Origin of the sequence: Ruminococcus flavefaciens, from assembly GCF_900119075.1 — a bacterium.
In the GTDB taxonomy this organism is placed as follows: domain Bacteria; phylum Bacillota; class Clostridia; order Oscillospirales; family Ruminococcaceae; genus Ruminococcus; species Ruminococcus flavefaciens_Q.
Map to the genome: position 1 here is coordinate 436,549 of NZ_FPIP01000003.1, position 12,817 is coordinate 449,365.

Genomic DNA, 12,817 nt, shown 5'->3' on the forward strand with positions numbered 1-12,817 from the left:
CTACTTCAAACGCTGTAGTTATGAGAAAAATATAACTTGAAAGGCGGTTAGGGAAATGAAAACAGAGAAAAACAATAAACTGCGCGGTACAGTACTCTTTACTGTTGTCGCAGTAATGGCGTTGCTTATAATTTTCCTGACGGGTACACTTGCGCTGGCAACTGCTTCAAGCAATCGAGCGCATAAGTCCTACTCGTCATCACAGGCAAGTTATACAGCTAAAACAGCTATCACAGCTTTTACACGCGCTCTTGGCTCAAATGCTGATGTTCGTGATAAGGTTATTAATCTCGGAATTAACGGTAATCCAACCGAAATCCATCCATCGATAACTTTCAGAGACGGCACTTCTCAGGATAAATCCATCGGACTTGTCGGTTTCTGGGGAGATGACGGTGTATGGCATGACAATCAGATCACCGTTGAAAGAGAAACAATGCAGGATCCTTCTAATCCTGAAAATAGAGTTGTAAAGACTGAGTGGGTTTATTCAGTTGACGAGAATGGTGTCGGCAAATGGATCCAGACTGAGAGAGTTAAGATCACAGCTACCGCTCGTGTCGGCAGAGAGGAATCAACTGTAACTGCATATCTTTCCAAGAAGCCAGGTACACCCGGCAGCACACCATCTACAACTACTAACAATAGCAACCCCGGTGGTATTAAGGGCCTTAATACCGTTGGTGATGGTATATTCAGAAATGGTGGAAGATATACAGGTGGTGTAGGCCTTGGTCTTTCAACTTCAAGTATGAAGGACAAAAAGAAAATACAGTATGAGCTTCTGAACTCAGTTGAGCTTGATACTACTCTTACATTTATCAATGCTGACCTGTATGCAACATCAGGCACATTCAGTGTAAACGTAAATCAGGCTCCTGATATTCCTGTATCTCAGACTGTAGTAAACGGAAATCTTTATATCAAGAACGATACATTTATCGAGCTTGATTATAAGATGAAGCATGATTTTACACAGAAGCAGATACCATATCTGTATGTTGATGGTGCTATGGGCTTCGCGTCTGCATCAAGAATCGTTGCTAATAAGGGCGATGAAGGAAAATATGGAGAACATTCAGATAATCCTGCGGCTCCTTTTAACATATTCGTTGGTACATTAAGAGCCAATAAGAACACATATCTTGTTCATGGCGATATCTACATGATGGACGAATATGATTCAACAAAAAATGAGAAGTATATTTTCCAGGGCGAGAACATTAATGAAGAAGCTCCCAAGGGCGATAATATCTTTGGTGATCCAAATGCCGGTGCAAACCAGAATCAGCTTTATAAGTGGGCTTATGACACAGTAAATAAAACTGAGACACAGAATAAATCTTTCGGCGGAAGTATGTACTGTAATGGACAGCTTCAGATAAACGGTGCAGAAATTGACGGTGACGTTCGCGTTGTAAAGGACTGCATTTTAAAGAATACACATATTCATGGTGATCTTGTTGTTGGCGGTAATATTACTCAGAGTGGACTTATAGTTGATGGTAAGATTTACTGTGACAGTTACTACGCTGCTAACGGTGGTACTACTGATAACAACAACAACGATATTCATGTACCTGAATACGTATCTGTTAATAATATCTATCATGGTCCTGAAAGCTACGATCCTGAAAAGCACCCGGAAGTTGACTGGGGCAATATTAGTGATCTCTTGTTAGTTAATTATCCTCCTCGAAATAAAATCGTTTGGAATACATCTGGTCATTCTGCTGATGGTAAGAATTTAGACATTTTAGGTAATGAAACCGATTATGCAGGTACATTGTATTATTCATGGGCAGAAGATAACTGGACACCTTCAACTAAAGTATGCATTAGTGATGAAGGTGTTGAATTAATGACACCTGATGACTATGATAATCTGACAGCAGATCAGAAAAAATCATTTGATGTAGTAAAAAATGTAGAAGATATTATTAAAGATCTTCAAAATTCAACAACATTTGAAAGAAGTGGTGTTGAGGAAGAGGTTCTTAATAGTGTTTTAAAGGTTGAAACTCCGGAACGTGAAGAAGACAATCCTGAGCCCTCATATACAGTTAAAATAGTACCTGTTTTTGATAACGGCGGACAGCCTGTTATGGATAATAACGGAGAAGTAATTCGTCGTGAAACATCTATCCCGACAACGGAAAAAACTGTACTTATAAATAAGATCACAGGCGAGGTTCTTCAAGGCGAAGAAGTACCACATTATAATAAGGCATCATTTGATAATAAAGATACAGGTGAAAATGTTGGCGCTCAGAAGGTTACCTGGTATAACAAGGAAACCCAAGAAGAGGTAAGCGAAGCTGAAGCTACAGCTTTGCCAGAAGGTTCTAATCAGTCAACAGATCCCAATGCTAAGATACAGAGACTTACTGGTTCAAGACAGGTCACATATCCTGAAAACATGAAGAGAGAAAAAATTTATGGTTCTTATGCCGGCGGCAGCTATCAGGGTGCATTCACTCCCGCTCCAAAGGAAACAAAGATCATAAAGACTCTTCAGGAGGTACGTGTAGACCTCGGACTCAAGGAAGACGGTACATATCCTGACTATCCTTCTACACTTGAAGAGGCTGCAGGTAAGTCTGTTGCAGATGCCCTGTATGGTGATGACGGCAAGCCGTTAGAATCAGCTATTGCTATTATTGGTGAAAAAACGCCATGGGGTGGTACTGAACCAAATAAAAAGAATGCGTCTGATATAAATATTTGGGACGGCAATACGATCGTTGGCAGTTGTGTAATTACAGGTGCTCTTAACGGTGCTGAAATGAATGGAAATCCAGGTGCAGTTGCAGGAAGAGTACATTACAAGGCAGATGATACAACTTATAATGGATCTACTGCTCACGTAATAAACATAAATCCAAAGGGTAAAACAATCTGGGTTGTATTGGATAATGTTGGTGTAGGAAACAACGTTGAGATCCATGTTGATCGTTACTATGACGGCAAGGAATGCGGAAAGGTCAATTTCTTCATAAAGGGCAGCCTTTCAGGTGACAAGACATACGATGCAAATGCTATGGCTGATCATTTATGTATAGTTAATAAGAAAGTGGTAAACGAAACACCATTACTTATCAGCATGAAACCTGGCGCTCATCAGAATACAGATTTCGGTATGGAGTTCTATGGCGAAACTGATTCAAGTATAGAACTCAGCAATGAGTGTACATTAACAGGTACATTCAAGTGTCCATATACAGACTTTAGTGCAACTAAGTGCGGTAAGTATAAGGTACACTACGTTGACGAATATGGTATTGACTGGAGTGGTAAGCCTACGGGAGGTCAGGAACGCGGAATGGACATGACAGGCGGATGCCCTGTTATCATCGGTAATGCATTGTTCCATGACGTTCTTGATACAAGGAATGAATTCGGTCTCTTCTATACCGAAACAGGACAGATCGGTGAAGGCAATAATGATGCAGGCGATGATAATCCTGATGTTGTAGTACCTGATCCAACGCCAGGAACAAACGCAGTTTGGGTACTTGATTTCTATTCAGCCACATAAAAGGAGGCGTGTTCTATGAAAAAAAGTAAAAAAAGCTTAAAGGGCATGACTCTGGTTGAAATGATCATCTCTATTGCGATCTTTGCAATCATGGGCGGTCTGCTCGTGCTTGTAGGAACGCACATAGACGCTACTAACAGAGCAACAAACGTCTTAAAAAATAAGGTTTCGACTGAGTCGCCTTATGCGGCTAATAAGCAAACTGCATTTGATGGCGGAGATCTGAAGGATACGCGTAAGGATATCACTATAGATATCACAATAGATGATTACGGTGATGCTGCTAATGCTACATTAGAAGCTTATAAGTACAACACTAAAGAGATTGTCGAAAACGGTCTCAGTGAAGCAGATAAAGCTGCAATGCAGAAAAAGGCAAACGGCGGACTTAATCTCCAGTTTGTAAAACTTAAGACAGCAGACGACGAAGAGGACGAGGAATCTGAGGGTGAGGAAACTCCTGAAGAGGGAACTCCAGAAACACCAGAGACTCCCGAAACGCCGGAAACTCCTGAAACTCCACCTGCTCCGGCTGAAGGTGAATAATGGGAGGCATACATATGGATAAAATGAAAAAATCAGTGCTCAAGGGCTTTACCCTTGTAGAGCTTATGGTTGTTATGGCTATCTTCTCAGTTCTTATGGCTGCTGCACTTGCTCTGACTACCCCTGTATCAAGAATGTACAAGAATACAGCTCTTGCTGAAAAAACATATTCATTTTCGCATAATATTCAAGAGTATCTTCAGGGTACTCTTGAATACGCCGATAGCTTGTATGTTTTGACTGGTGATAATCTTGGAGATTATGACACGATGCTTGATCTTGCTGAAGATTTCCGCAAGACACATTACGGTAATGTCGTTGTATCAGATGATGGTACATCAACAAGAGGACTCAGAGGTAAGATATATATCTTACGCCTTATGAACAATGAAGACACCGTTAATGGTGAAACTGTACCGGCTGGTCAGATAACACTGACAGAATACTGGTTTGACAACCATGATAAGGAAGAAAATGCTGAAATTACCTTAGGTGTGGCTGAAAGACCGGTTTTAAACCCTGCGTATTTTGAAGCATCTGATTCAAACTACAGTTTCAGCTATGCACTTACAAATGGTGCTGATTCACATCTTGTAACATTAAGCGGCACTCAGAGGCCTTCAGGTGAAGGTATTGATTCATCGGATACATATAAGGCTATCAAGCGCGATCTTGAAGATGACCCTATTGCCATATCGCAGGATAGACTGTCGGTAGCAATAGTTCTTGATAAGGATCAGTCATCAAACGGTTATGTTGATGTTGAAGGCTACAGAGCATTCAAGGCTCCCGTAGCTGTACAGGTAGCTAATCTTCCTCTTACCAATATCAATACTACATCTGCTCAGAGACCTAATAAAGAAGCTGGATTCCCAAGAGTAGTCAAGGAGACCGATGGCTCTATCAGATTACAGAAGTATGTTGGAATCGGTACAAATCCACCTGAGTGTGGATGGAGTTTCTGGACTGAAAAGGCAAATCCAAAGATCGACTTCAGCAATGATATCTACTTTGTATTTGCATACGGCGATGAGCTCAGATAAGAATATGTAAAAAAACAGGCAGCAGTTCAATGCTGCTGCCTGTACTTATTTTTCACTGTTTTTATTCAGTAGCCAGAAGGTTCAAGTACCACTGAGCTATCTGATTTCCCCACAAAGAGCCGACGGCGATTCCGATAGCAAGGAAAGGTCCGAAGGCAAACTTTGAATCCTTTGTAACTGCCTTGACGAGCAAACCTCCGAAAGCGGCAGTAATGATACCGACAAATGTTGAAGCGATAACAGCCCGTGTTCCGAGGAAGGCGCCTGCTGCGAACATTAAATATGTATCGCCAAGCTCGATAGCCCTGAAATCCTCACCGAATTTTTTCTTGATGATCGGACGGCTTGCTTCACCGATAATAAAGAACGGAACGCTGATAATGAACATTCCGATAACACGGCTTTTCAGTGTAACGTCTCCGTACTCGCGTGAATAAAAGAAAGCAAGCGGAAAAGCAAGAAGAAGTATTACGGCTATCATGCCGATGAATATTTCCTTTGTGTCCCAGTCAATGAAAGCGATGACAATAAGAAAAGTCATCAGAACGCAGGTTATTATGGATTTAACATTGATATCCAGAACAAAAAACGTCAGAACATAGAGGAGTCCGTTCAAGGATTCAACGATTGGATATCGCGGTGAAATCTTGGCACCGCAGCTGTGACATTTTCCTCTCAGCATGATCCAGCTGAAAACAGGTATCAGGTCGATAGGTCTGATCTTGGCACCGCAGGTCATGCAGTGAGAAGCTTTTTCCTTATCCTCTTTGCTACGTTTTAATCCGATGACCGATTCCCCTTTGGGAAGTCTCAGGATAACAACGTTAAGGAAGCTTCCAATGCAGATGCCGAACAGGAAAATAATGACGTAAAACATGATCTTGAATGGTAGCTCGGTAAATTCATCGTGGAGCATATTTTCAAATCCGAACATGATTTTACCCCTCCTTCATAAATATTAATGTACATAATATTATTATAACATAATTTATGGAAAATTCAAGTAAAATTTTAGAATACTAACTGTATGACGGATACAGTATGGTATTCAGAAAATAAGCGGAGGTTTTTTATGAGAAACGAGAGAATTGGTGACTACTTAGTCAATCAAGGGCTGATCACAAGCGAACAGCTTCAGCAGGTTCTTGACGCTCAGAGAGCGTCAAACGGCGCAAAGAAGTTCGGCGACGTAGTTGTTGAACTCGGATTTATGTCTGAAGTCAACTTCGCAAAGGCACTGGCAGGAAACCTGAGAGTTCAGTATGTTGACCTTGACAATATCGAGATCAATACTGACGCTGTTCAGATGGTTCCCGAGGCTCTGGCAAGAAAGCATACCGTAATTGCTATCAATGTACAAGGTAAGCGTCTTACAGTTGCAACGAATGATCCTGTAAACTTCATCGTACTTGAGGACATCAAGGTTTCTACAGGTATGGACACCGTTCCTGTTCTTGCTACAACATCTGCTATCAATAAGGCGATCGGTAAGTGCTACTCAATGCAGAACGTTGACAGTGTGCTTGAAGGCGTTTCGGCTATGGGCGGCGACCTTGGTGAAATGACTGAGGCTGATATCGAGTCTAAGGACAGAGTTGAGAGCGCTCCTATCGTTAAGCTCGCAACTACTATTGTTGAGAACTCCTACAGAGCAGACGCAACCGATATCCATATCGAGCCATTCGATAAGTATACAAGAATCCGTATCCGTGTAAACGGCGACCTCGTTGAACTCATGAATATCTCAAGTGCAGTTCACAGCGCACTTACTACACGTTTCAAGCTCATCAGCGGCATGAACATCGCTGAGAAGAGAATCCCTCAGGACGGCCGTTTCACACAGGTCGTTGACGGAACTACTCTTGACGTCCGTGTATCCTCACTTCCTATGGTTCACGGCGAAAAGATCGTTATCCGAATCCTTTCAACAGGTCAGATCGCTCTTCGTAAGATCACCGATCTGGGTATGTCTGATTATAACTACCAGCTGTTCGAGTCAATGCTCCGTGTTCCTCACGGCGTTATCCTCGTAACAGGACCTACCGGTTCAGGTAAAACAACAACTCTTTATGCGGCTCTCGGTGAGATCGCTAAGCCAAACGTTAACGTCGTAACTGTTGAGGACCCTGTCGAAAAGGCTATCGACGGTATCAACCAGTGTCAGGTTAACGTAAAGGCTGGTATGACCTTCGCAGCAGCTCTTCGTTCTATCCTCCGTCAGGACCCTGACGTAGTAATGATCGGTGAGATGCGTGATACCGAGACTGCCGATATCGGTATCCGTGCCGCTATCACAGGACACCTTGTTCTGTCAACCCTCCATACCAACGACGCAGCTTCAACAGTTGTACGTCTTGTTGATATGGGCGTAGCTCCTTACATGGTTGCTACTTCGATCATCGGCGTTATCGCACAGCGACTCCTTAAGGTTCTGTGCCCATCATGCAAAAAGCCAAGAATGTCAACTCCCGAAGAGAACGAACTCATGGGTATCGACCATTCTATCCAGATCTATGAGCCAGGCGGATGCCCGTCTTGTAATAATACAGGATACAGAGGAAGAACTGCTATCCACGAGATCATTCACTGTACTGCAAAGGTTTCTTCAATCATCGCAGCTAACGGCAGCAAGGAAGAGATTGAAAAGGCAGCTAAGGAACAGGGAACCAAGCTTCTCCGTGACAACGCTTCCGAGCTTGTACAGGCTGGCGAAACATCGATCGACGAGCTCGTAAGAACTACATTTACTGTATAATGGCTTGCAGGGAGGATTATTAATATGGCAATCGAAATTCATAGAATACTTGACGAGGTAAGACTCCTCGGCTGTTCTGACCTTCACTTCACAGACAGGATCGCACCTGTTGTACGTCTTAACGGTACTCTCAGAACCATGCGTTCACAGTACCCCGAAATGGACGAGGAGGAAATACTCAACATCGTTCATCAGATGACAAACGACGCTCAGCAGACAAGCATCAACAACCACAAGGATACCGACTTCTCGTTCACAACAAGAAGCGGCTACCGTCACCGTGTAAACGTATACTTCCAGAAGGGTAAGCCTGCTATCGCTATCCGTCTTCTGAGAAATGATATCCCAACTCTTGAGGACCTCGGACTTCCTCCGATACTTGCTGACTTCGCAATGCGTCCCCGTGGACTCGTTCTCGTAACTGGTCCTACCGGTTCAGGTAAGTCAACAACACTGGCTGCAATGATCGACTTCGTTAACCTTAACAGAAGCGCTCACGTTATCACAGTTGAGGATCCTATCGAGTACGTTCACGATCACAAGAGATGTATGGTAAACCAGAGAGAGATCGGCGATGACGTTCCGTCATTCGCTCTTGCTCTGAGAGCTGCTCTCCGTGAGGACCCAGACGTTATCCTCGTAGGAGAAATGCGTGACTTCGAGACTATTCAGGCTGCCGTAACCGCTGCCGAAACAGGACATCTCGTTATGTCAACACTTCATACAACATCTGCCGCTGATACTATCAACCGTATCATCGACGTTTACCCTGAGCACCAGCAGCAGCAGATCAGAACTCAGCTTGCTAACAACCTGGTTGCTGTTATCTCTCAGACACTTATTCCTAAGAAGGACGGTTCAGGCCGTATCGCTTGTATGGAAATTCTTAACTGTACAGACGCAATCTCGGCTATGATCCGTGATAACAAGATCCACCTCGTTCAGTCTGCTATCCAGACAGGTAAGCAGCAGGGCATGATGTCTCTGGATATGGAGCTTGCAAGACTCGTTTCCAAGAATGTTATCGGCGAGGTAGACGCTCTCGAGAAGTGCCTCGACAAGCAGGAATTCTACCGCTTCCTTTCACAGCTCGGCGGCGCTCCAAGAGGCGGAATGCAGGGTTAATAATATTTTCACAAAAAAATACTATATGTATCAAAAATACCGTCGGTCAGAAAAAAGTCCGACGGTATTTTTTATGAACGGAATATTTCTCAAATGACAAGAAATTATTTTTTGAAACACAAAATCGGAAATTTTTCAAAAAAGCCGTTAAAAAAAGTCCAAAAACAGTTCCCTAATGCCTCAAAAACCACTTTACGCAGAGTATAAATGAATGTGAATATAACAAATACTAAATTAAAGATTTAATTTATTCACAGAATCTTGTGCACTTCGACGAAAACACTAAAAAAAATACGCCGATTCACCGTTCCAATGTAAAAATCGCCCTCAGATATGGATTTTTTCTTCTAAAACTGTTGACATTATGTGAATAAGGTGGTATACTATAATCACAGGGAAGGGAAAGGGAGAAAAAATCCCCGGACCTAAAAAATCGAGTGAAAGCAAAGACTTTCACAAATATTATTTAAAGGAGGGTTTTCTTATGAAAACTACAAAGATAAGTAATACCTGCCATGGCACAAGCATAAAAAAAGCCGTATGTTAATTTCGTAAAATTAATCTTCATATTATCTCCTAAGATAAAAAGCTCCTCCCATAAAGGAAGGAGCTTTTAAACTTTAATTAAGATTTACAATTAGGACTTAGCAGCTCTCTGAGTCTCAGCCTTTGTCTTAGCAGCTACGAAAGCAGCAGAGATGTTATCTGAGTAATCCTCATATGTATCAACTGTTACGATACCGCCAGGAGCTGTACCAACATACTTAGCACCATCCTGCTGGCAAGCAACTGCTGTACAAACGCCACCCTTGCACTCAGCAAAGAAATCAAGCTTAGAAACCTTATCCATATAGTTAGCAATCTTCTTATAAGTGTTAGAAGCATCAATTGAAGTTGAAGTAGAAGTAGCAGTTATATCTAATGATACAGATGATTCATCATGAGTATAGGAGATCTCATTGATTCTGCCAGCCTCTTCAGTCTCTTCGTCGATTTCAACGAGAGCTGTATTGATAGCCTTCTGGAGTGAGTTAGCAGCTGAGTTAGCGCTTGAAACCTTTGACTTTCTTACGTAACCGAGCATTGCTGGAACGAGGATTGCTGCGAGAACACCGATGATAGCGATAACAACGATGAGCTCAATAAGTGTAAAACTTATCTTGGAGTAGCGAAATACTACGAGAAGGAAATTGCTTTTGGAGAGAATTATGGCTCGGTTATTCAGGCGGTAAAAGATGTTGAGGATCATTTTTATCATGATGCCGACAGAGACGATATGACAAGAAATATGGTTGGTGGACTGATAAACGGACTGAACGATCGGTATACCTCGTGTTTGGACGCTAATTCTTCAATTGAAAATAATGTGAATTTTTCTGCTCAACTTCAAACGGCTGGATTTTGCATTACTTATGATGACTATTCCGATAATATATTGATAAATAATGTCGAGCCTAATTCACAGGCTGAAAAAATGGGACTATGTCGAGGTGATCTCATTTTAAGTATTGACGGTGTATCTGTCAGAGAAGCTGGATATTACAATATTATAGGAAGTCTTGTCGGTAAAAGCAATACTTCGGTTGAGCTGCTTGTTGATCATAACGGAGAACAAAGGTATTTGACCTATGTCCGTGAAAAAAATATAGAATCATCTAAAGAAGTGGGAAGCGAACTATTGGATAAAGGAATATTCTATTATAGATTTAATCAATTTGATTTAAATTCTGCTAATAGTTTTTCATATGAACTTGATTCCATGATGGCGAAAAATGACATTAGTGGACTTATTATTGATCTTAGAAAAAATAGTGGCGGCATAACAGATGAAGCTGTAAAGCTTTTTGATTTTTTTGCTCCGGCAGGAAATCAGCTTATGGCAGAAGAGGTAAAGACGGGTAAGCAAATCGTTTATTGCACATCGAATGACATTAAGTATAAGGATATGAAAGTGGTAGTTCTTGTATCTGAGAAGTCACTTAGTTCCAGCGAGGTTTTAGCAGCTTTTTTCAAGGATACAGGTCTTGGAACGGTTGTAGGTACTCAGACTGGCGGAAAGGGAGTTTTTCAGATGAAAAGAAGTTTTAACGATTTTTATCACTATAATATTGTTGCAGGCTATTATTATGTGAATAATTTGCCTAATTATAATGGCGTAGGTATTACACCTGATGTAGTTGTTGACATGGATCCCAAATTGATAGGAACCGACGATGATATTCAGTTAAAAAAAGCTTTGGAGATTCTTAGCTAAATGCACAATAATCAGTAGGAAAAATTGTAACTGAAAGATTTTTTTATTATTGACAAAATATGAACTTTTTGCTATAATAGAATTGGAAAATTGTTTGGGAGGTGCTTTTCAATGAAGAGCAGGAGAAAAGGTTTTACGCTCGTTGAGCTTGTTGTTGTTATAGCAATATTAGGTATCCTTATGGCAATTATTATTCCTTCCTGGGGATATTTTATGAGACGAAGCAGAGAAAGAACCGCCAATGCTAAGGCAAAGGTAGTTTTTAATGCTGCTCAGACTGAATTTACAAGAATCGCACAGAGAGAGCGCCGAGCATTAGGTGTTGGTGATACTATCTTCCAGGCTGGCAGTGATGAAGTCCAGGAAGCACAGGATAGCCTTTATGTAGGAAATGGAAATTTCTACTTCTACTGGGATGGTACGACAGGACATCAGATGGATAATGCAAATCCAAATGTTATTTCTGATACAAATACGAATGAAAATACTCATCTTGCAAATGCTATAAATAATATTTGCGGTACAGAAGGAGTATATAAGATATTCGTAAATAATTATAACGTTCAGTCGGTTATTTATTGTAATCAGGAAAATGGCCAGTATAAGGGAACATATCCTAGAACCATGGGCTCTGAACAGATTACTGGTGAGAATACTATTCGCAATAATACAGTTGCATCGGCAGATATGAATCTTATCGCACTTAATCCTCCTGCCGCTACTGAGCCTGCAGAGGGTACTTGATAATCGGCAAACTTAATATCAGCATTTTGAGCAGCTGCATTTGCAGCTGCTTTTTTGTTTTTATGCATTGTTAAAGAATGGGAAGTGTGAGTATTCAACATATTAACAAATAGCAAGTTGAAAAGTTTGTGCTTGACAAATTGTGACAAAAGAGTTATAATATATTTACTGTCCGACAAGGAGAGTTGAGCGAAAGAAAAATTTCTGAAAGAAATTCGAAAAAAGGCTTGACAAACCTGAGAGATAGTGGTATAATATTAAAGCTGTCCCGTGAGGGAGACTGAGCGGAGAGAGCGAACAGCATCTTGAAAATTGAACAATGCGAAGAAAAAAGTAACGACCCTTGAGATTCCTTTGCTAAGTTTAAGGACTTAGGAAAGAAAGTCAAGAAAAGACTAAAAAACACATTGAAGTAATAACGCAAGCGTTATGAACTGGATCAGATATTTTAGGATGGAAACATTCTGATATATACAACTTTAATAAAGAGTTTGATCCTGGCTCAGGACGAACGCTGGCGGCACGCTTAACACATGCAAGTCGAACGGAGATATTTTGAGTTTACTTAGGATATCTTAGTGGCGGACGGGTGAGTAACACGTGAGCAACCTGCCTTGGAGAGAGGGATAGCTTCTGGAAACGGATGGTAATACCTCATAACATACAGAGACCGCATGATTTCTGTATCAAAGATTTATCACTCTGAGATGGGCTCGCGTCTGATTAGCTAGATGGTGAGGTAACGGCCCACCATGGCGACGATCAGTAGCCGGACTGAGAGGTTGAACGGCCACATTGGGACTGAGACACGG

Annotated in this window: 9 protein-coding genes and 1 rRNA gene; 8 read left to right on the forward strand and 2 right to left on the reverse strand. The window is 41.5% G+C overall.

Going from position 1 to position 12,817, the window contains the following annotated elements; all coding sequences use genetic code 11:
• Positions 1 to 55 precede the first annotated feature (55 nt).
• From BT105_RS06980 to BT105_RS06990, 3 genes are read left to right on the forward strand one after another with little or no spacing between them, the layout of a single operon-like run.
• A complete protein-coding gene (locus BT105_RS06980) occupies positions 56 to 3,538 on the forward strand; it encodes a hypothetical protein (RefSeq protein ID WP_072300037.1) in 3,483 nt (1,160 codons plus the stop codon).
• Positions 3,539 to 3,553: 15 nt separating this feature from the next.
• Entirely contained in the window at positions 3,554 to 4,084 is a 531-nt protein-coding gene (locus BT105_RS06985; RefSeq protein WP_072300038.1) for a PulJ/GspJ family protein, read from the forward strand.
• Between the two features lie 14 nt (positions 4,085 to 4,098).
• Positions 4,099 to 5,127 (forward strand): type II secretion system protein, encoded by a 1,029-nt coding sequence (locus BT105_RS06990; protein ID WP_072300039.1) that lies wholly within the window; start codon positions 4,099 to 4,101, stop codon positions 5,125 to 5,127.
• A gap of 61 nt (positions 5,128 to 5,188) precedes the next feature.
• Here the strand turns inward: BT105_RS06990 and BT105_RS06995 are convergent, their stop codons facing one another.
• Positions 5,189 to 6,061, reverse strand: coding sequence for a prepilin peptidase (locus BT105_RS06995; protein ID WP_072300040.1), 873 nt, complete (start codon positions 6,059 to 6,061; stop codon positions 5,189 to 5,191).
• Between the two features lie 138 nt (positions 6,062 to 6,199).
• Here BT105_RS06995 and BT105_RS07000 point away from each other — a divergent pair, with 138 nt between their 5' ends.
• Together BT105_RS07000 and BT105_RS07005 are read left to right on the forward strand one after the other, a co-directional pair.
• A complete protein-coding gene (locus BT105_RS07000) occupies positions 6,200 to 7,882 on the forward strand; it encodes a GspE/PulE family protein (protein ID WP_072300041.1) in 1,683 nt (560 codons plus the stop codon).
• Between the two features lie 24 nt (positions 7,883 to 7,906).
• Positions 7,907 to 9,007, forward strand: coding sequence for a type IV pilus twitching motility protein PilT (locus BT105_RS07005; protein WP_081367824.1), 1,101 nt, complete (start codon positions 7,907 to 7,909; stop codon positions 9,005 to 9,007).
• A gap of 637 nt (positions 9,008 to 9,644) precedes the next feature.
• Here BT105_RS07005 and BT105_RS07010 read toward each other — a convergent pair.
• Entirely contained in the window at positions 9,645 to 10,265 is a 621-nt protein-coding gene (locus tag BT105_RS07010) for a type II secretion system protein (protein WP_242940097.1), read from the reverse strand.
• 78 nt (positions 10,266 to 10,343) lie between these two features.
• Here BT105_RS07010 and BT105_RS07015 point away from each other — a divergent pair, with 78 nt between their 5' ends.
• The 3 genes from BT105_RS07015 to BT105_RS07025 form a co-directional block, all read left to right on the forward strand.
• Positions 10,344 to 11,261 (forward strand): S41 family peptidase, encoded by a 918-nt coding sequence (locus BT105_RS07015; protein ID WP_177243944.1) that lies wholly within the window; start codon positions 10,344 to 10,346, stop codon positions 11,259 to 11,261.
• A 111-nt stretch (positions 11,262 to 11,372) separates the two neighbouring features.
• Entirely contained in the window at positions 11,373 to 12,005 is a 633-nt protein-coding gene (locus BT105_RS07020; RefSeq protein ID WP_072300044.1) for a pilus assembly FimT family protein, read from the forward strand.
• A gap of 479 nt (positions 12,006 to 12,484) precedes the next feature.
• Positions 12,485 to 12,817: ribosomal RNA gene (locus BT105_RS07025) — 16S ribosomal RNA — on the forward strand; the annotation flags it as partial.

What these genes read in the sequence shown, in the direction of transcription:
- BT105_RS07005 (WP_081367824.1), top strand. Translation starts at nt 7,907, where the DNA reads ATGGCAATCGAAATTCATAGAATACTTGACGAGGTAAGACTCCTCGGC.
- BT105_RS06995 (WP_072300040.1), bottom strand. Translation starts at nt 6,061, where the DNA reads ATGTTCGGATTTGAAAATATGCTCCACGATGAATTTACCGAGCTACCA.
- BT105_RS06980 (WP_072300037.1), top strand. Translation starts at nt 56, where the DNA reads ATGAAAACAGAGAAAAACAATAAACTGCGCGGTACAGTACTCTTTACT.
- BT105_RS07010 (WP_242940097.1), bottom strand. Translation starts at nt 10,265, where the DNA reads ATGATAAAAATGATCCTCAACATCTTTTACCGCCTGAATAACCGAGCC.
- BT105_RS06985 (WP_072300038.1), top strand. Translation starts at nt 3,554, where the DNA reads ATGAAAAAAAGTAAAAAAAGCTTAAAGGGCATGACTCTGGTTGAAATG.
- BT105_RS07020 (WP_072300044.1), top strand. Translation starts at nt 11,373, where the DNA reads ATGAAGAGCAGGAGAAAAGGTTTTACGCTCGTTGAGCTTGTTGTTGTT.
- BT105_RS06990 (WP_072300039.1), top strand. Translation starts at nt 4,099, where the DNA reads ATGGATAAAATGAAAAAATCAGTGCTCAAGGGCTTTACCCTTGTAGAG.
- BT105_RS07000 (WP_072300041.1), top strand. Translation starts at nt 6,200, where the DNA reads ATGAGAAACGAGAGAATTGGTGACTACTTAGTCAATCAAGGGCTGATC.